The sequence below is a fragment of the Xanthomonas sp. 3793 genome (assembly GCF_024806835.1).
Lineage (GTDB): Bacteria > Pseudomonadota > Gammaproteobacteria > Xanthomonadales > Xanthomonadaceae > Xanthomonas > Xanthomonas arboricola_F.
The window spans coordinates 877,937-896,702 of the sequence record NZ_JANTYU010000002.1 but is presented as its reverse complement, the minus strand read 5'-3'; the positions used below and the strand labels follow the sequence as shown (position 1 = coordinate 896,702).

Genomic DNA, 18,766 nt, shown 5'->3' with positions numbered 1-18,766 from the left:
CCGATTGCATCCGACGACGCCACACACACCACGCCCATCGCTCGCCGCCGGCAGATCGATCACCTCGTCGACGCTGCGCAACGCAACGGGGCCAGGAATCGCTTCCTGGCCCCGCCGGATCATCTGCAATCGCCAATCGTCGGCTTAGATCTGCTCGGCCGGTCCTGCGATCGGCGGCAACGGACGCGGGCTTCCCTTGTCGTTGTTGTTGCCACCGTCCTTGTCGGACTTGCCCCAACCTGCCGGCGGCGGCGGCTCGCGGCCTTCCATGATCGCGTCGATCTGCGGCACGTCGATGGTTTCGTACTGCAGCAGCAACTGCGACATCGCATGCAGCTTGTCGAGATTGTCGGTGAGGATGGTCTTGGTCTTGCTGTAGGCCTTGTCCAGAATCGAACGCACCACCTCGTCGATTTTGCGCGCGGTTTCATCCGAGACGTTCTTGTGCTGGGTCACCGAACGGCCCAGGAACACCTCGTCCTCTTCCTCGCCATAGGCAACCGGGCCGAGCTCGTCGGACAGGCCCCACTTGGTGACCATGTTGCGTGCCATCTTGGTGGCACGCTCGATGTCGTTGGACGCACCGGTGGTGACCTTGTCGCCGCCGAAGATCAATTCTTCGGCAACGCGGCCGCCATACAGCGAGCACAGCTGCGATTCGATCGCGACACGATTCATCGAGTAGCGGTCGCCTTCCGGCAGGTACATTGTCACACCCAACGCGCGACCGCGCGGAATGATGGTGACCTTGTAGACCGGGTCGTGCTCGGGCACCAGACGACCGACGATGGCGTGGCCGGCCTCGTGATACGCGGTCAGCGTCTTTTCGTCCTCGCTCATGGCCATCGAACGACGTTCGGCGCCCATCAGGATCTTGTCGCGTGCACGGTCGAAGTGATCCATACGGACTTCCTTCTCGCTGCCGCGCGCCGCAAACAACGCGGCTTCGTTACACAGATTGGCCAGATCGGCACCGGAGAAACCCGGCGTGCCGCGCGCGATGACCATCGGCACCACGTCGTCGGCCAGCGGCAGCTTGCGCATATGCACGCGCAAGATCTGCTCGCGACCCTTGACGTCCGGCAGCCCGACCACGACCTGGCGGTCGAAACGGCCCGGACGCAGCAGCGCCGGGTCCAGCACGTCGGGACGGTTGGTGGCTGCGATCACGATCACGCCTTCGCCGCCTTCGAAACCGTCCATCTCGACCAACAACTGGTTCAGGGTCTGCTCGCGCTCGTCGTGCCCGCCGCCCAGGCCGGCACCGCGATGACGGCCCACCGCATCGATTTCGTCGATGAAGATGATGCACGGCGCATGCTTCTTGGCCTGCTCGAACATGTCGCGCACGCGGCTGGCGCCGACGCCGACGAACATTTCGACGAAGTCCGAACCGGAGATGCTGAAGAACGGCACCTTGGCCTCGCCGGCGATCGCCTTGGCGAGCAGGGTCTTGCCGGTACCCGGCGGGCCGACCATCAGCACGCCGCGCGGGATCTTGCCGCCCAGCTTGGTGAACTTGGTCGGGTCGCGCAGGAAGTCGACCAGCTCGCTCACTTCTTCCTTGGCCTCGTCGCAACCGGCAACGTCGGCGAAGGTGATCTTGACCTGGTCCTCGCCCTGCAGCTTGGCGCGCGACTTGCCGAAGCTCATCGCCCCCTTGGCACCGCCGCCACCGCCCTGCATCTGGCGCATGATGAACAGCCAGAAGCCGATGATCAGGATGACCGGCAGGAAGTTGAGCACCAGCGACCAAAAGCCCGGCCCGGTGGACGGCTTCTGGCGGGTCATTTCGATGTTCTTGCTGTACAGCACGTCGACCAGCTTGTCGTCGCGCGGACCGTAGACGGTAGCTTCGCTGCCGTCGGTACGCTTGAAGCGGATCGCGTTGACCGCGAGGTTGGTCTCATCGGTGTAATCCACCGATTTGACGCGCCCGGAGTCCACTTCTTTCAGAAACTGGGTATAGGTGATCGAGTCGGCACCGACGCCACCCGCCATCCGCGGCGAGAAGCTCTGGAAGACGACCATCAGCACAACCGCGACGACCACCCACAGCAGCAGATTCTTGGTCAAGTCGTTCATCCTCATTGGCTCCGGTGCCCTCTACTCTTTAATTCTTGAAACACGGTGGTCATTGGCAGCTTACTTGATCTGGACACGCTTGCCCTGACCGAGCGCATAAACTTCCGGGGAGCGCTTGCGCGAGGCCGCCGGCTTGCGAATCGTCACCTTCTCATAGCGGCGGCGAAGCTCACGAATGTAGTCGTCGGACCCGACACCCTGGAACAGCTTGATCAAAAACGCCCCACCCGGCTTGAGGTGAGTGTCGGCAAATTCCATCGCCAGTTCCGCCAGGTGCATCATCCGCGGTTGGTCGACCGCATCCATGCCACTCTTATTGGGGGCCATATCGGACAGCACAAGGTCCACCGGCACATCGCCCAACATCGCTTCGAATTCCGATAGGACCGCTTGTTCCCTGAAGTCGCCGTGAAGGAAGTCCACGCCCGCCAGGGCCGGCATGTCCAGGATATCCAGCGCCAGCACGCGCCCGCTGTCGCCCATGGACTTGCGCACCTGCTGCGACCAGCCGCCCGGCGCGGCCCCCAGGTCGACCACCACCATGCCCGGTTTGAGCAGGCGATCGCGCTGCAGCAGCTCTTCCAGCTTGTAGGCTGCGCGCGAGCGCATGCCTTCGGCCTGGGCCTTCTTCACGTAAGGGTCGGCGAAGTGTTCCTTGAGCCAGCGCTGGCTGCTTTTACTACGGGAAGGCATTGGCGACGGGGGTCGGAACGGGCCGCCATGATACCCTGAACACCCTTTGCTGCCTTTCGATCCTGCATGTCCATTGTTCTCACCTCCGCCCAGACCCGTTTCCTGCGCGGCCAGGCCCACGATCTCAAGGCGCTGCTGCAAACCGGCGGCAAAGGGGTCACGCCGGCATTTCTGGCCGAACTCGAGGAAGTGCTCGAGCGCCACGAATTGATCAAGGTGAAGGTGGCCTCCGAGGATCGTGAGACCCGCGATGCGCTGATCGCCGAACTGGTCGGACAGACCGGTAGCGCCCTGGTGCAGCGGATCGGCCACGTCGCCATCCTGTACCGCCCCAGCAAGGAAAAGCGCCAGATCGTGCTGCCGCGCGGCTGACCCACCGAGTCTGTTATGCCTTTAAGCCAGGAACACCCCGACTACACCTATGCGCTGCGCGCGGCCGATGGCCGCCATGCCAAGGTCAACGACCAGATCCTGCAACAGAGCTTCATCCTGATGCCGGATGAACTGGTGGAACGCTGGCCGGTGCAGCATCTGGACCATCTGCAGGCAAGCCACATGCACGCGGTGCTGGCGCTGGCGCCAGCGGTCATCCTGCTGGGCACCGGCGAGCGCCAGCGCTTTCCGAACGCACAAGTGCTTGCCGCCTGCCTGACCCGTGGCATCGGCCTGGAAGCGATGACCAACGCCGCTGCCGCGCGGACCTATAACGTGCTGGCCAGCGAAGGCCGCCGGGTGGCGCTGGCAATGATTCTGGAAAGCCGGGATTAGGGAGTCGGGATTGGGGATTCGCAACTGCGGGCTGGAGCAGATGTCGCTCTCATGCCAACAGCAGTAGCGACACCTCAAATTTCCCAGCCGCTGTCAGCGTCTTGCAAGCAGCGCTGACAGCTCAGCGCCGTTGCCAATCCCAAATCCCGAATCCCGAATCACTTCTTAGGCAGATACAACAGCGGATCGACCGGCTTGCCGTTGTAGCGGATCTCGAAGTGCAGCATGTCGCGGGCGGCGCCGCTGCGGCCCATTTCGGCGATCTGCTGGCCGGCCTTGACGCTCTGGCCCTCGTTGAGCAGGCGCTTGCGGTTGTGGCCGTACGCCGACAACCACTGGTCGTTGTGCTTGATGATGATCAGCTCGCCATAGCCGACCAGGCCGGCACCGGAGTACACCACCACACCATCGGCGGCCGCGCGCACGGCCTGGCCGCTGGCGCCGGCGATATCCACACCCTGCTTGGTGGTTTCGCCGCTCACGAAGGTACCGACCACCACGCCATCGGCGGGCCAGCGCCAGGAGAAGCCGCTGCTGACCGGGGCGGCGACCGGCGCTGCCGGACGCGGCGGCACCACCGTGCCGGCGCCGGCCACCGGTGCGCTGGCTCCCGGCTTGCCCGCACCGGGCGGATACAGCTTCAAGGTCTGGCCGGGATAGATGGTGTTGGGCGAAGAAAGGCCGTTCCACGCCGCCAGGTCAGGCGCGGTGATATTGGTGCGACGCGAGATCGCATACAGGGTATCGCCGCGCTGCACGGTCACCGTCACGCCGGGGCGTGGCACCGACGGTCGTGGCGCTGCGGTGGTCGGCCGTGACGACGAGCCGCCACTGGCGCCAGGCGAACGCACCACGGTGGCACTGCTGCAGGCGGTCAGCCCGATCGCCACCAGGAGCACGACTGCTGTCTTGCGTACCGAATTCATCTGCGTCTTGCTCATCCGTTCGTTGTCTTCCACACCAGCCAGCCTGCGCCCGCCGCGAGCACCGCCATCGCGACCCAGCCCAGCGGTTCGATCCAGCGATGCAGCGCCGCTTCGGCCCGTGCGCCACCGAGGCGGATCGCACCGGCGACCAGATACACGCGCTTGCCGCGGCCGACCAGCATGCTGGCGATGAAGGGCAGGATCGGCACGCCGACCACGCCCGAGGCCCAGGTAAAAATCTTCAGCGGAATCGGGGTGAAGCCGACCAGCACCAGTGCCCAGAACGCCTTCCACGGCGAATCGGCGACCAGCGTGCGCAGGGTTTCGATCTGCGCCTGGATCTTCGCGCTCCAGCCCAGCCACTCGATCAGCGGCTGCAATGCGGCAAAGGCGAAATGGCCCAGAAGATAGCCGACCAGCGCGCCGCAGACCGAGCCGATCAGGCTCAAGGTGGCGAACCACAGCGAACGCCTGGGTTCGGCCAGCGACATCGGCGCCAGCATCACCTCCGGCGGCACCGGAAAGATGAAGCCCTCCACGAAGCTGAGACCGGTCAGCAGCGCTGGTGCGCGGCGGTGGCGTGACCAACGGATGGCCACGTCGTACAACGGCCCGAAAATCTTCATCGAGGAACTCTCATGGGATCAATCCAGCATGCCCGACAACAGCGGGACGAACGTGACCGGCGCCAGAACCTGCTGCTCGATATCGCCATCGGCAGCGCGGGTGAGCTGCACCAGCGACTGCGAGGAGGCGCCACCGACCGGGGCGACCAGGCGCCCGCCGACCGCCAGTTGATCGACCAGCGCATCCACCAGGGCCGGCGCAGCGGCGGTGACCACGATGGCATCGTAGGGGCCGTGCTCGGGCCAGCCGATGCGGCCATCGTCGTGCTTGCTGCGCACGTTCATGCCCAGATGGCGGAAGCGCTTGCGCGCCTGTCGCAGCAGGTCGCCGATGCGCTCGACGGTGTAGACCTCCAGGCCCAGCGCGGCCAGGATCGCGCCCTGGTAGCCGGAGCCGGTACCCACTTCCAGCACCTTGGTCGGGCCGACCTGCAGCACTGCCTCGGTCATGCGCGCGACCACCCACGGCTGCGAGATGGTCTGGCCATGGCCGATCGGCAATGCAGTGTCTTCATAGGCGCGCGAGGCCAGCGCTTCATCGATGAACAGATGACGCGGGACGGTGCGCATGGCATTGAGGGTGGCTTCGTCCTGGATGCCGGCCTCGCGCAGGCGCTCGACCAGACGGTCGCGCACGCGCTGCGAGGTCATGCCGATGCCGACCGACTCCGGTTGCAGCATGCGCAGCCTCGGTGTCATGCCGGGCCGTCCAGCGCAGCAGTCAGCCCGCCTACCCAGCCGGCCACCGTCTCCAGCGCCTGGTAACGGGTGAGATCGACATGGATCGGCGTGATCGAGATATGCCCGGTGCGCACGGCATGGAAATCGGTGCCGGCGCCGGCGTCCTGCTCCGGACCGGCCGGGCCGATCCAGTACACGGTGCGGCCGCGCGGGTCCTGCTGCGGCACGCAGGGCTCGGAGCGATGCCGGTTGCCCAGCCGGGTGACTTCGAAACCGAGCACATCCGACCACGCCAGATCCGGCACGTTGACGTTGAGGATGGTGTCGGCCGGCAGTGGGTCGGCCTTGAGCCGCGCGACGATTTCCACTGCGGCGCGCGCGGCGGTCTCGTAGTGATCCGCTTGGTGATTGTGCGTGACCAGCGACACCGCGACCGCAGGCAGGCCGAGGAAGCGGCCTTCCATCGCGGCAGACACGGTGCCGGAATAGATCACGTCGTCGCCGAGATTGGCTGAATTATTGATGCCGGAGACCACGATGTCGGGGTCGTAATCCAGCATGCCGGTGAGCGCCAGATGCACGCAGTCGGTGGGTGTACCGGCCACCGCGCAGGTCTGCGCGTCGATGCGGCGGGTGCGGATCGGCACATCCAGCGTCAGCGAATTGCTGGCGCCGGAGCGGTCGCGATCGGGCGCGACCACCATCACTTCATGACCGGCGTGCCGCAACGCCTCGGCCAGGATCTGGATGCCGGGGGCGTCGACACCGTCGTCGTTGCTAACCAGTACGCGCATGAGACTCCTCGGAAAACCCGGCCATGATACCGGATGCGTCCATGCGCTTGCCGCTTGATCTTCGCGCGTGTCTGGGGTTGGAGCGGTTACGCTGTACCGATGTCACACCCTGAAGACGAAGACGACGGCGCGCTGTTCCGCGCGGCGATCGGCACGGTCAAGCCGATCCGCGAAGTCGCGCCACCGGCCAATGCCAAACCGCGCCCGAAGCCGCGCGCGCGCATGGCCGAGCGCGACGAGGCGCAAGCGCATACCGAATTCGCACGATTGCTGCGCGACAGCGCGCCGCTGGAAGCCGGCGACACGGCCAGCTATCGCCGCGAGAATCTTCCCACCCGTCTGTTCCAACGCCTCAAGCGCGGGCAGTTTTCGGTGCAGGACGAACTGGACCTGCATGGCGCCACCGCAGCGCAGGCCGAAGCGTTGCTGCGGCAATTCCTGCTGGAGGCGCATGCGCACGAACATGGCTGCGTACGCATCATCCACGGCAAGGGCCTGCAGTCGGACAACGGCGCGCCAGTCCTCAAGAACCTGATGGACCGCCTGCTGCGCCAGCGCAACGATGTGCTGGCATTTCATTCGGCACCGCCGACCCAGGGCGGTACCGGTGCGTTACTGGTGTTGTTGGCGCGGCGGTAGTGGCGATGCATGGGGCAGGCGCTGGCGACCCTGCCGTCTGGCAGGCAGAGATCGTGCCGAGACGAGTCGCGATCCATGCGCATGCAGCCCTGACGCCTGCTTTGCGACGCCCATCTTCCTTCCCCGGCGTTCGCTGCGCAGGTCGTCGTGCTTCGCAGGCAACGGCACCTGTGTGCGTCTGGCAGGCTGTCGGCAGCGCGGGTCGCGGCCGGGCCCGCTGCTGCGGGAACGCGCACTGCTGTTGTGCGTGCGGGATTTGACGACTTGCCTGAGGACGCTTAGTCGTCGGCGCGCGTGGTTGCCGCGGCACGACCGGCATCGCTGACATCGCCGAGTTCCCACAGCACTGCAGTGGCGTAGCAGCCTGGCGGCAGAGCGAATTCCACCTGCAAGGCCCGCCCGTCCAGCCAGCGGTATTCCAGATCCTGCGGACGCAGACGCAACGCGCGGCGCTCCTGTTTCAGTCCGGCCGCTTCCAGCCCCTGGCGCAACACCTCCGATTGCCTATCCGATAACGCGCCCTGCTCCACCGCCGCGGCCTGATCGGTACAACGCAGCTCGCCCGCGCCCCACAGCGGGCCACTGGGGTGGATGTCGAAGCGCGCCAGCCGCTCGGCCAGCACCTCGCTCCAGGGTTCGGGGCCGAACACGCTGCGCGAGCCATCCAGCATCCACGCCTCGCCATCCAGCGCCGCATCCCAGCTGCCCTGCTCCACGCGCGCGGTCAGCACGCGATTGAACAGCGCCGAGCGCGCCGCAGACAGCAGGATCGAGCGCTGATCGTTGCGCAGACGCCGCTTCGGCGTCGGCACCAAGGTGCCGTCGGCCTCCTGCAGGTAACCGAACATCGCCAACGCAGAAGCCACGTTGCCGCCATCGCGCCCGAAGCGCTGTTCGCCGAACCAGTTCGGAATCCCGCGTGCGGCGATCGACTGCAAGCGTTTCTCGATGGCGTCGCGCTCGCCCTGCACCTGACGCAAGGTCAGCACGAAGCGATTGCCCAGCAGCGCGCCGCGCTGCAGCTTGCGGTTATGCCAGGTGCTGTGGACCACCTGCATCTGCGCATCGTCGAGCGTGGCGAGGTCCGGCGCGATGCGCTTGGGCAGGTGCACGCTGAAACGTTGCGTGGTCACTGCATGACGATCCTTCAGCCCGGCATAACTGACGCCCATCTCCGCGATGCCCGCCCACTGCGCAAGCTGTCTGGCGATATGGGCGGTGTTCTGGCCGCGCTTGCGAATGGTGAGCAACAGGTGCTCGCCTTCGCCGGACGGCTCGAACGACGGCAGTTCGTCGACCTGGAAATCTTCCGGCGTGCTGCGCATTGCCGCGCCAAGGACCGCAGCGCCGTGCGCGCGTGGCAGGAGGGACGTCTCGCTCATGGTGTGGTTTGCCTCGCGCCGACGCATCGTGCGCTGTGTGCCGGGAGTGCGGCGTCGAATGTGGTGATGCGCGCCGGCGACCCCGGCATGCAGAAGTGCAGTTTAGTGCAGCCGGCAAACCGGCTGTGGTGGCCGACAGACGGCCGCGACCGGCGCTGGATGCAACAGAAGCCGCTCATGCGATCGTTGCACCGGGCGCCCGCTGCGCACGTCCAACTGAAGCATGTTCGCCAGATCTTGTTCGTAACGCCTACATAGCGATCTTGCCCAGCAGCACCGCTGCCTGCGCGGCAATGCCTTCGCCGCGACCGGTGAAGCCGAGCTTTTCGCTGGTGGTGGCCTTGACGCTGACTGCATCGAGTTCGATGCCGAGCAGCCCGGCGATGCGTTCGCGCATTGCCAGTGCATGCGGGCCAACCTTGGGTCGCTCGCAGATCACGGTGATGTCGGCATTGCCCACGCGCCAGCCGCGCTCGCGCAACAACTGATCGCAATGCTGCAGAAACTGCGCGCTGTCGGCGTCCTTCCAGCGCGCGTCGGACGGCGGAAAGTGCTGGCCGATATCGCCCAGCGCCAACCCACCCAGCATCGCATCGCACAGCGCGTGCAACACCACGTCGCCATCGCTATGCGCAAGCACGCCCTGGCTATGCGCGACGCGCACACCGCCGAGCATCACGTGGTCGCCATCGCCGAACGCATGCACGTCATAGCCCTGGCCGATTCGGAAATTGAAGGACATGGAAAACCTGTGGTGATTTAAGAGGCGTCGTTGCCGTCGTTGGCAACGACAGCCAGCCCGGCATCGCCGCGCGCGGATGGCGCAGCCTCATCGGCGGGCGCAGCGGCGGGGTCGGCATCGACCGCAACGCCGCGGCGTACAAGTTCGAACTCGAAGCGCGCCAGATCCGCCGGCGTGGTGATCTTGAAGTTGTCCTCGGCGCCCTCCACCAGCAACGGACGCAGCCCGAGCCGCTCCATCGCCATGGCCTCGTCGGTGACGTCGACGCCGGCAGCCGATGCTTCATTGAGACCACGGATAAGCTGATGACGCCGAAACAGCTGCGGTGTCAGCGCACGCCACAAGCGCTCGCGTGGCTCGGTGCCGTCGATACCGCCATCGTCGCCGGCACGCTTGAGGGTGTCGCGCACCGGTGCGGCCAGGATCGCACCGACCGGGTCGCCGCGACCGATTTCCAGCAGCCGGTCCAGATCTGCCAGCGCCAGATTCGGGCGCGCGGCATCGTGCACCAGCACAAAGTCGTCGGCCCGCACGCTCTCCGGCAGGGCCAGCAAGCCCGCCAGCACCGAGGCTGCGCGCGTGGCACCGCCCACGCAGGTCACTACGGGCTTGGACTGCACCGACGTCCAGCCCGGCCAGTCGGCATCGCCCGGTGCAATCGCCACCAGGATGCCGGCGACCGCCGGATGCGCAGCTAGCGCTGCCAACGTGTAGGCCATCAGCGGTTGGCCCGCTGCCGGCAGATATTGCTTGGGAAGCGCAGCACCAAATCGCGTGCCGCGCCCTGCGGCCGGCACGATGGCCCAGATCGAGCCGGTCATGGATGCGGTTCCGTTGCGGATGCAGGATCGGACGTGGCCGGCACAGGTGTCGCTTCGGGCGTTGCGGCAGGCAGTGGCGGTGCATCCTCGACCACGCGATAGAACGTCTCGCCCGGTTTGATCATGCCCAGCTCGCTGCGTGCGCGCTCTTCGATTGCCTCCTCGCCGTCCTTCAAATCCTTCACCTCTGCTGCCAACGCCTGGTTGCGTTGGCGCAGACCTTCGTTGTCCTGTGTCTGATGCGCGACCTGGGCTTCCAGCATCATCACTTCACCGGAATTCCCAGGCCCGAACCAGAAGCGGTACTGCAGCCAAGCCAGCAGCACCGCCAGCACCAGCAGTAGCCAGCGCCAGTTGCGCACGGCTTAGCGCTTGAGCGAAACGAACGCGTCGCGACCGGCGTAACGCGCGCCGGAGCCCAGCGCCTGCTCGATGCGCAGCAACTGGTTGTACTTGGCGACGCGGTCGCTGCGGCACAGCGAGCCGGTCTTGATCTGCGTGGCGGTGGTGGCCACGGCGATGTCGGCGATGGTGGTGTCTTCGGTTTCGCCCGAGCGGTGCGAGACGATCGAGGCGTAATTGGCCGCATGCGCCATCGCAATGGCTTCCAGCGTCTCGGTCAGCGTCCCGATCTGGTTGACCTTGATCAGGATCGCGTTGGCGGTGCCCGAGTCGATGCCCTGCTTGAAGATCTTCGGGTTGGTGACGAACAGGTCGTCGCCAACCAGCTGCACCTTCTTGCCGACGCGGTCGGTGAGCAGCTTCCAGCCGGCCCAGTCGTCCTCGGCCAGGCCGTCTTCGATGCTGATGATCGGGTACTGTGCGACCCAGTCGGCCAGGAAGTCGACGAACTGCTCGCTGGTCAGGCGCTTGTTCTCGCCGACCAGGTTGTACTTGCCGTTGTCGTAGAACTCGCTGGAGGCCACGTCCAGGCCCAGCAGCACGTCTTCGCCTGCGGTGTAGCCGGCCTTGCCGATCGCCTCAAGGATGGTGTCCAGCGCTTCGACATTGCTGCGGAAGTCCGGCGCAAAGCCGCCTTCGTCGCCCACCGCCGTGCTCAGGCCGTGGCCCTTGAGCACCGACTTGAGCGCGTGGAAGATTTCGGTGCCGGCACGCAGCGCTTCGGAGAACGAGCTGCAGCCGACCGGCAGCACCATGAACTCCTGGAAGTCGACGTTGTTGTCGGCATGCGCGCCGCCGTTGATGATGTTCATCATCGGCACCGGCAGTGCCACGTCGGACTCGGTGATGGTGGACAGGTACTGCCACAGCGGCTGCTTGCGCGAGGCGGCCACGGCATGCGCGGCGGCCAGAGAAACACCCAGCAGCGCATTCGCGCCCAGGCGGCCCTTGTTCTCGGTGCCGTCCAGGTCGATCAGGCGGCGGTCCAGACCCTGCTGGTCGGCCGCGTCGAAGCCCTTGAGCGTCTCGGCGATGGTGCCGTTGACGTTCTGCACCGCATGCAGCACGCCCTTGCCCAGGTAGCGGGTCTTGTCGCCATCGCGCAGTTCCACCGCTTCCTTGGTGCCGGTCGAGGCGCCCGAGGGCACGGCGGCGCGGCCGAACGAGCCGTCGTCCAGCGTGACTTCGGCCTCCAGCGTGGGATTGCCGCGGGAGTCGAGGATTTCGCGGGCGAGGATCTTGGCGATAGTGGTCATAGGTCGATCGGTTACCAGTAAGGGGGAAGTACACCGGAAACAAGCTGCCGGATTATCGCTGTACACCGCGCCATTGCCAAATCGCACGGGCCCGATGCGCGCCTGACCGGCAAGACCCTGCAGCTAGGCCCTCAGGCCCGGCAGCGAAGCGCAAAACAGCAGTAGCAGGAGCAACAGCAGCGCCAAGCCCGTGGCGGCAGCGCCTGGCTGGCGACGCAGCGAGAACGCGACCGGGCTGGCGACAAGACCGCCCAGCGTCAGCAACGCGCCTGTCAGCAACGTCACGAGCATCGGCGTGCGCGTAGCCTGCATCGCATGGTTGCCGTCGCCCGGCATGCCGATGCTGGCAGTCACCAGGAAGGCCATGACGGCCAGGCAGGCCCATGCAGCGAGCGATAGGCCCAGCGCCATCCAGCCCCAGGGCCAGTGCCGCCAGTGGCGGCGCTGGCGACGCGATGCCGCCAACGCCCACGGATCGGAACTCATGCGAAGCGCGCGAACCCGTGCTTCTTGGTCACTGCATCCAGCTCCATCAGCGTTTCCAGCAGCTCTTCCATGCGATCGAGCGGCCACGCATTGGGACCATCGGACAGCGCCTTGGACGGATCCGGATGGGTTTCGGCGAACAGGCCGGAAATACCCACGGCCACGGCCGCGCGCGCCAGCACCGGCACGAACTCGCGCTGGCCGCCGGAGCTGCTGCCCTGCCCGCCCGGCAACTGCACCGAATGAGTGGCATCGAACACCACCGGGCAGCCGGTATCGCGCATGACGCTGAGCGAACGCATGTCGCTGACCAGGTTGTTGTAGCCGAACGAGGCGCCACGTTCGCAGACCATGATCTGCTCGTTGCCGGTCGACTTGGCCTTGTCCACCACCGGCTTCATGTCCCACGGCGCCAGGAACTGGCCCTTCTTGATGTTCACCGGCTTGCCGGCGGCGCAGACGTTCTTGATGAAGTCGGTCTGCCGCACCAGGAAGGCCGGGGTCTGCAGCACGTCGACGACGGCGGCGACCTCGTTCATCGGGGTGTATTCGTGCACGTCGGTGAGCACCGGCACGCCGATCTGCTGCTTCACCGCAGCCAGCACCTTCAGGCCTTCTTCCAGGCCGGGGCCGCGGAAGCTGGTGCCCGAGGTGCGATTGGCCTTGTCGAAGCTCGACTTGAAGATGAAGTTGATCCCCAGCTTGCCGGTGATCTCCTTGAGCTTGCCGGCTACGTCGAGCTGCAGCTGCATCGACTCGATCACGCAGGGGCCTGCAATCAGGAACAACGGCTGGTCGAGGCCGACTTCAAAGTCACACAGTTTCATCAGGTCACCTATTGAGTAAAGCCCCTCTCCCGTCGGGAGAGGGGTTGGGGTGAGGGGAAGGTTTGAAAGCGCTTAATAAGGCCAGATGGTTTGCCCTGGCTGGCGCGTGGCGGCGCGTTCATCATGGCTTCAATCCTTCAGTGTGTTGCGGCGCCCCTCATCCGCCCCTACGGGGCACCTTCTCCCAGTGGGAAAAGGGAATTAACCACCCGTTTTTGATCTTAGCCCCTCTCCGATCGGGAGAGGGGCTGGGGTGAGGGGAAGGTTTGAAAGCGCTTATAAGACCAGATGGTTTGCCCTGGCTGGCGCGTGGCGACGCGTTCATCATGGCAATCTTTCAGTGTGTTGCGGCGCCCCCTCATCCGCCCCTTCAGGGCACCTTCTCCCGATGGGAGAAGGAACTCACGCACGCGCTTCCTTGAGCAACTTGCCGCCAGCCTTCTTCTCGCGCGCAGCGCGCACGAAGCCGATGAACAACGGGTGCCCGTCGCGCGGGGTGGACAGGAACTCCGGATGTGCCTGGCAGGCCAGGAACCACGGGTGCGCATCGCGAGGCAGCTCCACCACTTCCACCAGCGTGTCGTCCATCGACTTGCCGGAAATCACCAGCCCGGCGTCTTCCAGCTGTGTGCGGTAGCGGTTGTTGAACTCGTAGCGGTGACGATGACGCTCGGCCACCACGTCCTTGCCATAGACCTCGCGCGCCAGCGTGCCCGGCTTCAGGCGCTGCTCCTGCAAGCCCAGCCGCATGGTGCCGCCCAGGTCGGATTTTTCGTCGCGCTTTTCGACTTCCCCGGTGGCGGTGCGCCATTCGGTGATCAGCCCGATCACCGGGTGTGGCGACTGGCGATCGTTCTCGGTGCTGTTGGCTGCGTCCAGGTCGGCCACGTGGCGGGCATAGTCCACCACCGCCGCCTGCATGCCGTAGCAGATGCCGAAATACGGCACCTTGTGCTCGCGCGCGTATTTGGAGGTCAGCACCTTGCCTTCGAAACCGCGATCGCCGAAGCCGCCCGGCACCAGGATGCCGTCGATGTCCTGCAGCGCCGCCATGTCGCTGCCCTCCAGATCCTGCGCTTCCAGCCACTTCAGGTTGACCTTGGTGCGCTGGCGCAGGCCGCCATGGCGCAACGCCTCGGCCACCGACTTGTAGGCGTCCTGGTGATCGACGTACTTGCCGACCACCGCAATGGTGACTTCGTCCAGCGGATGCTTGACCGCATCCACCACCGCCGCCCATTCGGACAGATCGGCCGCGGCGACCTTGTCGCGCAGCTTGAACTGGTCGATGACCAGCTCGTCCAGTCCCTGGCGCAGCAATTCCAGCGGCATGCCGTAGAGCACGTCGATATCCGGGCAGCTGATCACTGCGCGCTCGGACACGTTGGTGAACAGGGCGATCTTGCGGCGCTCCGAATCCGGCACCGCCTGCTCGGACCGGCACAGCAGCACGTCCGGCTGGATCCCGATCGAGCGCAGTTCCTTGACCGAATGCTGGGTCGGCTTGGTCTTCAACTCACCGGCCGCCGCGATATACGGCACCAGGGTGAGGTGCATGAACATCGCCTTTTCCGCGCCACGCTCGGTGCGCACCTGGCGGATCGCCTCCAGGAACGGCAGCGATTCGATATCGCCGACGGTGCCGCCGATCTCGATCAACGCTACGTCGAAGCCGGCCGTGGCCTCGTCGATGCAGCGACGGATCTCGTCGGTGATGTGCGGGATCACCTGCACGGTGGCGCCCAGGTAGTCGCCGCGGCGCTCCTTGCGGATCACGTTTTCGTAGATGCGGCCGGTGGTGACCGAATTCTTGCGCGACAGCCGCGTGCGCACGTAGCGCTCGTAGTGGCCCAGGTCCAGGTCGGTTTCGGCACCGTCGTCGGTGACGTAGACCTCACCATGCTGGAACGGGCTCATCGTGCCCGGGTCCACATTGATGTACGGGTCCAGCTTCATCATCGTGACCTTCAGGCCACGCGCTTCCAGAATGGAGGCAAGCGAAGCGGCGGCAATGCCCTTGCCTAGCGAGGACACTACGCCGCCGGTAACAAAAATCAGGGGGGTCATGGGGCTTGAAGCCTCCCGGAAAGCCATAGTTTAGCGGGTGACGGGCGAATGCCCAAGGGCTGCGTGACGACCGGGCGGTCTCACACGGCAAATGCGCGCAACAACGCGTAAATACAGACGCCCCGGCCGAGGCCGGGGCGTCCGTGGACCACGTAACGCTGCGCAGATGCCTTAGCGTGCGGGTTTCTCTTCTTCCTCTTCCTCGCGCGGCGCGCTGTCGGCCTTGGGCTTTTGCGCGGCAGCGGTAGCGCGGCGCTCGGCCTTGCGCTCGGCGTCGGTCTTGGCCTTGGCGTCGTCGCTTTTCTGGGCGGTGGCGCCCTGCCCGGCCTGCTGAGGAGCGGCCTGGGCCAACGCAGGAAGCGCGGCCACTGCGGCGGCACCGAGGGTGAGCATCAGGATGTGCTTGAACTTCATGGTGTCCTCCGGTTTCGGTGACATCCTCAGGTGGGGACGTTTGGTTCCGAATCCAACGCCAGGGTATCCAGCCGCACCCCGCCCTGCACTGAACGCCTGTCGCGTGCAAAAAATCGGTTCTGCCCCCACACTTGCGCGTCGTTTCACGTGCCGACGAGATGCATGAACACCCGTTATAACGCCGCCGATATTGAAGTGCTGTCGGGCCTGGACCCGGTCAAACGCCGCCCTGGCATGTACACCGACACTGCGCGCCCGAACCATCTGGCGCAGGAAGTGATCGACAACTCGGTCGACGAGGCGCTGGCAGGCCACGCCAAGCAGGTCGAAGTCACCTTATACAAGGATGGCAGCTGCGAAGTGTCCGACGACGGTCGCGGCATGCCGGTGGACCTGCACCCGGAAGAAAAGATTCCCGGTGTGGAACTGATCCTGACCCGCCTGCATGCCGGCGGCAAGTTCAACAACCGCAACTACACCTTCTCCGGCGGCTTGCACGGCGTGGGCGTGAGCGTGGTCAACGCGCTGTCGACCAAGGTCGAGCTGTTCATCAAGCGCGAAGGCAGCGAGCACCGCATGGAGTTCCGCGACGGGATCGCCGCCTCCAAGCTGGAGGTCGTCGGCACTGTCGGCAAGAAGAACACCGGCACGCGGCTGCGCTTCTGGGCCGACCCCAAGTATTTCGACACGCCCAAGTTCAACGTGCGTGCGCTGCGCCATCTGCTGCGCGCCAAGGCGGTGCTGTGTCCCGGCCTGACGGTCAAGCTGCACGACGAAGCGACCGGTGAGCAGGACAGCTGGTACTTCGAGAATGGCTTGCGCGATTACCTGAAAGGCGAAATGGCCGAGCACGAGATGCTGCCGGCCGACCTGTTCGCAGGCAGCCTGAAGAAGGACACCGAGATCGTCGACTGGGCCGCGGCCTGGGTGCCCGAAGGCGAGCTGGTGCAGGAAAGCTACGTCAACCTGATCCCGACCGCCCAGCACGGCACCCACGTCAACGGCCTGCGCTCTGGCCTGACCGATGCGCTGCGCGAGTTCTGCGACTTCCGCAACCTGCTGCCGCGCGGCGTCAAGCTGGCGCCGGAAGACGTGTGGGACCGGGTCACCTTCGTGCTCAGCCTGAAGATGACCGACCCGCAGTTTTCCGGGCAGACCAAGGAGCGCCTGTCCTCGCGCCAGGCCGCCGGCTTCATCGAAGGCGCCGCGCACGATGCCTTCAGCCTGTATCTGAACCAGAACGTGGAGATCGGTGAGAAGATCGCGCAGATCGCCATCGACCGCGCCAGTGCGCGGCTGAAGACCGAAAAACAGATCGTCCGCAAGAAGGTCACCCAGGGCCCGGCCCTGCCCGGCAAGCTGGCCGACTGCATCAGCCAGGACCTGTCGCGCACCGAACTGTTCCTGGTCGAGGGCGACTCGGCCGGCGGCTCGGCCAAGCAGGCGCGCGACAAGGACTTCCAGGCGATCCTGCCGCTGCGCGGCAAGATCCTCAACACCTGGGAAGTGGCTTCGGGCAGCGTGCTGGCCTCCGAGGAAGTGCACAACCTGGCGATCGCGATCGGCTGCGACCCGGGCAAGGACGACATCACCGGGCTGCGCTACGGCAAGGTGGTGATCCTGGCCGACGCCGACTCCGACGGCCTGCATATCGCCACGCTGTTGACGGCGCTGTTCCTGCAGCATTTCCCCGCCCTGGTCGCCGCCGGCCATGTGTTCGTGGCGATGCCGCCGCTGTTCCGCGTGGACGTGGGCAAGCAGGTGTTCTACGCACTGGACGAAGAAGAAAAGACCACGCTGCTGGACAAGATTGCGCGCGAGAAGATGAAGGGCCAGATCAGCGTGACCCGCTTCAAGGGCCTGGGCGAGATGAACCCGCAGCAGCTGCGCGAATCGACCATCCACCCGGACACGCGCCGGCTGGTGCAGCTGACCATCGACGACGGCGAACAGACCCGCTCGCTGATGGACATGCTGCTGGCGAAAAAGCGCGCGGGCGACCGCAAGCAATGGCTGGAATCCAAGGGCGACCTGGCGTCGCTGGAAGTCTGAAGCCCGGCAAACATGCCCTCACTCAGCACAGAGAGGGCGTGCTGGGCGCGCTTGCCAATGAAGCGCGCCGCCAAGCGGCCTCGCCGCACGCCTGGTTACCAGGCAACGCAGGCAGGGCGATGACGGTACGGCGATGGATCACCGCCATCCACCGGCAGCGATCCATCTGCCTGGACCGCCACGCAGCACCTTGCCGGCATCCGTACCAGATGAGGTGCGGCCCTGTCGCTCCGTCAGCGCACCCCGGGCAACACCCGGGTCGCACCGGTCACCAGTGAGCAGGCGTGGTCCTGCACTTCCTCGCCGCTGGCACGGTTACCGCTGTGCGCATCCTGCCGCGTTGCCAGCAGGATGAATCCAGGTCGCCCGTCCTGCAGTTGCGCGCCGGCCACCACCAGCGAGTAATCGCGCAAGCTGGCATCGGCAGGCAGCGTGGCTGCGAGCAGGCGAACCGGATCCTGGTCCAGCGCCTCGCCTTGCAGCGTCCTGGCCAGATACGCATGGCCCAGCAGCGGCTCGGCCAAAGCGCGCCACTCCGGGCCGATCCCGGTGCGCTGACGCTGCAGTACTGCGTACACGTCCGGACGCAGGCAATCGATATGGATATGCAGCTGCTCCTGCGAGCGCCCGTGCGGCGAGTTCAACGCAAGGCTCACGTATTGCCTGGGCAGCGGACGCTGCAACGCCTGTGCCACGAAGCTGCGCGCCTCCCAGGCACTGGCGAAATAATTCGGCGCATCGGCGCGTAGCAACGCAGGGTCTTCGATTCCGCTGACCCGCACACTGGGCACCAACAGGTATTGGAAGCGGCCGTGACGGTCTTTCAACACCACCGCCTGACGCGCCGGATCCGACCACACCGCAACGCAATCGGGTGGCCGCGACGCCTCTGCCAAACAGCGGGTGGAGACGATGCGCCATAACGCATCCGGGTCGCTGGCATGGTGTACCGGCGCAGGTGGCGTCACCGCACAGCCGGCCACCGACAGCACCACGGCGCAGGCAGAGCGAACGACACAAGGCCTCATCTGCAGCTCGATCATCAGGGCGCGCCATGATAGCGAGCGGTGCGGCATCGGTCAGCGCGACAGCCATGCCTTTTTGC

20 protein-coding genes are annotated in these 18,766 nt (G+C 65.7%); 4 read left to right on the top strand and 16 right to left on the bottom strand.

From position 1 onward, the window contains the following. Nucleotides 1-144: 144 nt before the first annotated feature. Together ftsH and rlmE are read right to left on the bottom strand one after the other, a co-directional pair. Nucleotides 145-2,085, bottom strand: a complete 1,941-nt coding sequence (gene ftsH / locus FHY18_RS10175) for an ATP-dependent zinc metalloprotease FtsH (RefSeq protein WP_259153877.1) — start codon at nucleotides 2,083-2,085, stop codon at nucleotides 145-147. A 60-nt stretch (nucleotides 2,086-2,145) separates the two neighbouring features. Then, nucleotides 2,146-2,778, bottom strand: a complete 633-nt coding sequence (gene rlmE / locus FHY18_RS10170) for a 23S rRNA (uridine(2552)-2'-O)-methyltransferase RlmE (protein WP_259153876.1) — start codon at nucleotides 2,776-2,778, stop codon at nucleotides 2,146-2,148. A 66-nt stretch (nucleotides 2,779-2,844) separates the two neighbouring features. On the opposite strand from rlmE, the gene yhbY reads away from it, so the two are divergent. Both yhbY and FHY18_RS10160 read left to right on the top strand, forming a co-directional pair. Beyond that, nucleotides 2,845-3,150, top strand: a complete 306-nt coding sequence (gene yhbY, locus FHY18_RS10165) for a ribosome assembly RNA-binding protein YhbY (protein ID WP_005992396.1) — start codon at nucleotides 2,845-2,847, stop codon at nucleotides 3,148-3,150. A 15-nt stretch (nucleotides 3,151-3,165) separates the two neighbouring features. Further along, nucleotides 3,166-3,546 carry an Mth938-like domain-containing protein gene (locus FHY18_RS10160; RefSeq protein WP_259153871.1) on the top strand — a complete coding sequence of 127 codons (381 nt, stop codon included), beginning with the start codon at nucleotides 3,166-3,168 and terminating at the stop codon, nucleotides 3,544-3,546. A gap of 158 nt (nucleotides 3,547-3,704) precedes the next feature. On the opposite strand, the gene FHY18_RS10155 is transcribed toward FHY18_RS10160, so the two are convergent. Genes FHY18_RS10155 through surE form a run of 4 tightly spaced genes read right to left on the bottom strand, consistent with a single transcriptional unit; the run spans nucleotide 3,705 to nucleotide 6,573 of the window. After that, the gene (locus tag FHY18_RS10155) at nucleotides 3,705-4,487 is read right to left on the bottom strand and encodes a peptidoglycan DD-metalloendopeptidase family protein (RefSeq protein WP_259153870.1); all 783 of its coding nucleotides are present in this window, start codon (nucleotides 4,485-4,487) and stop codon (nucleotides 3,705-3,707) included. Then, the gene (locus FHY18_RS10150) at nucleotides 4,484-5,098 is read right to left on the bottom strand and encodes a YqaA family protein (RefSeq protein ID WP_259153869.1); all 615 of its coding nucleotides are present in this window, start codon (nucleotides 5,096-5,098) and stop codon (nucleotides 4,484-4,486) included. The genes FHY18_RS10155 and FHY18_RS10150 overlap by 4 nt, the downstream gene beginning before the upstream one ends. A gap of 18 nt (nucleotides 5,099-5,116) precedes the next feature. Next, complete coding sequence (locus FHY18_RS10145; protein WP_259153868.1) at nucleotides 5,117-5,797, bottom strand: protein-L-isoaspartate(D-aspartate) O-methyltransferase; 681 nt, start codon at nucleotides 5,795-5,797, stop codon at nucleotides 5,117-5,119. Then, the gene (gene surE / locus FHY18_RS10140; protein ID WP_259153867.1) at nucleotides 5,794-6,573 is read right to left on the bottom strand and encodes a 5'/3'-nucleotidase SurE; all 780 of its coding nucleotides are present in this window, start codon (nucleotides 6,571-6,573) and stop codon (nucleotides 5,794-5,796) included. Before surE ends, FHY18_RS10145 begins: the two co-directional genes overlap by 4 nt. A gap of 99 nt (nucleotides 6,574-6,672) precedes the next feature. Between surE and FHY18_RS10135 the strand changes: the two genes are divergently transcribed. After that, nucleotides 6,673-7,212: a Smr/MutS family protein gene (locus FHY18_RS10135; RefSeq protein ID WP_259153865.1), complete on the top strand. Its 540-nt coding sequence runs from the start codon at nucleotides 6,673-6,675 to the stop codon at nucleotides 7,210-7,212. 278 nt (nucleotides 7,213-7,490) lie between these two features. On the opposite strand, the gene truD is transcribed toward FHY18_RS10135, so the two are convergent. From truD to FHY18_RS10090, 9 genes are all read right to left on the bottom strand, one after another. After that, nucleotides 7,491-8,594 (bottom strand): tRNA pseudouridine(13) synthase TruD, encoded by a 1,104-nt coding sequence (gene truD / locus FHY18_RS10130; protein WP_259153864.1) that lies wholly within the window; start codon nucleotides 8,592-8,594, stop codon nucleotides 7,491-7,493. Between the two features lie 250 nt (nucleotides 8,595-8,844). After that, nucleotides 8,845-9,336, bottom strand: a complete 492-nt coding sequence (ispF, locus tag FHY18_RS10125; RefSeq protein WP_259153862.1) for a 2-C-methyl-D-erythritol 2,4-cyclodiphosphate synthase — start codon at nucleotides 9,334-9,336, stop codon at nucleotides 8,845-8,847. A gap of 17 nt (nucleotides 9,337-9,353) precedes the next feature. After that, entirely contained in the window at nucleotides 9,354-10,157 is an 804-nt protein-coding gene (gene ispD, locus FHY18_RS10120) for a 2-C-methyl-D-erythritol 4-phosphate cytidylyltransferase (RefSeq protein ID WP_259153861.1), read from the bottom strand. Further along, a complete protein-coding gene (gene ftsB, locus FHY18_RS10115; RefSeq protein ID WP_259153859.1) occupies nucleotides 10,154-10,519 on the bottom strand; it encodes a cell division protein FtsB in 366 nt (121 codons plus the stop codon). Before ftsB ends, ispD begins: the two co-directional genes overlap by 4 nt. 3 nt (nucleotides 10,520-10,522) lie before the next feature. Continuing rightward, the gene (gene eno, locus FHY18_RS10110) at nucleotides 10,523-11,815 is read right to left on the bottom strand and encodes a phosphopyruvate hydratase (protein ID WP_016904017.1); all 1,293 of its coding nucleotides are present in this window, start codon (nucleotides 11,813-11,815) and stop codon (nucleotides 10,523-10,525) included. 123 nt (nucleotides 11,816-11,938) lie between these two features. Further along, nucleotides 11,939-12,301, bottom strand: coding sequence for a hypothetical protein (locus tag FHY18_RS10105; RefSeq protein WP_259153857.1), 363 nt, complete (start codon nucleotides 12,299-12,301; stop codon nucleotides 11,939-11,941). Then, on the bottom strand, nucleotides 12,298-13,128 hold the full coding sequence (gene kdsA, locus FHY18_RS10100; RefSeq protein WP_055828670.1) for a 3-deoxy-8-phosphooctulonate synthase: 831 nt from the start codon (nucleotides 13,126-13,128) through the stop codon (nucleotides 12,298-12,300). The genes FHY18_RS10105 and kdsA overlap by 4 nt, the downstream gene beginning before the upstream one ends. 402 nt (nucleotides 13,129-13,530) lie before the next feature. After that, complete coding sequence (locus FHY18_RS10095; RefSeq protein ID WP_259153856.1) at nucleotides 13,531-15,195, bottom strand: CTP synthase; 1,665 nt, start codon at nucleotides 15,193-15,195, stop codon at nucleotides 13,531-13,533. A 171-nt stretch (nucleotides 15,196-15,366) separates the two neighbouring features. Then, complete coding sequence (locus FHY18_RS10090; RefSeq protein ID WP_259153855.1) at nucleotides 15,367-15,609, bottom strand: hypothetical protein; 243 nt, start codon at nucleotides 15,607-15,609, stop codon at nucleotides 15,367-15,369. Between the two features lie 162 nt (nucleotides 15,610-15,771). On the opposite strand from FHY18_RS10090, the gene parE reads away from it, so the two are divergent. Beyond that, complete coding sequence (gene parE, locus FHY18_RS10085) at nucleotides 15,772-17,661, top strand: DNA topoisomerase IV subunit B (protein ID WP_259153854.1); 1,890 nt, start codon at nucleotides 15,772-15,774, stop codon at nucleotides 17,659-17,661. A 233-nt stretch (nucleotides 17,662-17,894) separates the two neighbouring features. On the opposite strand, the gene FHY18_RS10080 is transcribed toward parE, so the two are convergent. Then, nucleotides 17,895-18,689, bottom strand: coding sequence for a CDP-diacylglycerol diphosphatase (locus tag FHY18_RS10080; protein ID WP_259153853.1), 795 nt, complete (start codon nucleotides 18,687-18,689; stop codon nucleotides 17,895-17,897). Nucleotides 18,690-18,766: the final 77 nt, after the last annotated feature.

Bases quoted from the DNA above. Each gene is read 5' to 3' on its own strand.
- ftsH (WP_259153877.1), bottom strand. From the start codon at position 2,085: ATGAACGACTTGACCAAGAATCTGCTGCTGTGGGTGGTCGTCGCGGTT.
- rlmE (WP_259153876.1), bottom strand. From the start codon at position 2,778: ATGCCTTCCCGTAGTAAAAGCAGCCAGCGCTGGCTCAAGGAACACTTC.
- yhbY (WP_005992396.1), top strand. From the start codon at position 2,845: ATGTCCATTGTTCTCACCTCCGCCCAGACCCGTTTCCTGCGCGGCCAG.
- FHY18_RS10160 (WP_259153871.1), top strand. From the start codon at position 3,166: ATGCCTTTAAGCCAGGAACACCCCGACTACACCTATGCGCTGCGCGCG.
- FHY18_RS10155 (WP_259153870.1), bottom strand. From the start codon at position 4,487: ATGAGCAAGACGCAGATGAATTCGGTACGCAAGACAGCAGTCGTGCTC.
- FHY18_RS10150 (WP_259153869.1), bottom strand. From the start codon at position 5,098: ATGAAGATTTTCGGGCCGTTGTACGACGTGGCCATCCGTTGGTCACGC.
- FHY18_RS10145 (WP_259153868.1), bottom strand. From the start codon at position 5,797: ATGACACCGAGGCTGCGCATGCTGCAACCGGAGTCGGTCGGCATCGGC.
- surE (WP_259153867.1), bottom strand. From the start codon at position 6,573: ATGCGCGTACTGGTTAGCAACGACGACGGTGTCGACGCCCCCGGCATC.
- FHY18_RS10135 (WP_259153865.1), top strand. From the start codon at position 6,673: ATGTCACACCCTGAAGACGAAGACGACGGCGCGCTGTTCCGCGCGGCG.
- truD (WP_259153864.1), bottom strand. From the start codon at position 8,594: ATGAGCGAGACGTCCCTCCTGCCACGCGCGCACGGCGCTGCGGTCCTT.
- ispF (WP_259153862.1), bottom strand. From the start codon at position 9,336: ATGTCCTTCAATTTCCGAATCGGCCAGGGCTATGACGTGCATGCGTTC.
- ispD (WP_259153861.1), bottom strand. From the start codon at position 10,157: ATGACCGGCTCGATCTGGGCCATCGTGCCGGCCGCAGGGCGCGGCACG.
- eno (WP_016904017.1), bottom strand. From the start codon at position 11,815: ATGACCACTATCGCCAAGATCCTCGCCCGCGAAATCCTCGACTCCCGC.
- FHY18_RS10105 (WP_259153857.1), bottom strand. From the start codon at position 12,301: ATGAGTTCCGATCCGTGGGCGTTGGCGGCATCGCGTCGCCAGCGCCGC.
- kdsA (WP_055828670.1), bottom strand. From the start codon at position 13,128: ATGAAACTGTGTGACTTTGAAGTCGGCCTCGACCAGCCGTTGTTCCTG.
- FHY18_RS10095 (WP_259153856.1), bottom strand. From the start codon at position 15,195: ATGACCCCCCTGATTTTTGTTACCGGCGGCGTAGTGTCCTCGCTAGGC.
- FHY18_RS10090 (WP_259153855.1), bottom strand. From the start codon at position 15,609: ATGAAGTTCAAGCACATCCTGATGCTCACCCTCGGTGCCGCCGCAGTG.
- parE (WP_259153854.1), top strand. From the start codon at position 15,772: ATGAACACCCGTTATAACGCCGCCGATATTGAAGTGCTGTCGGGCCTG.
- FHY18_RS10080 (WP_259153853.1), bottom strand. From the start codon at position 18,689: ATGAGGCCTTGTGTCGTTCGCTCTGCCTGCGCCGTGGTGCTGTCGGTG.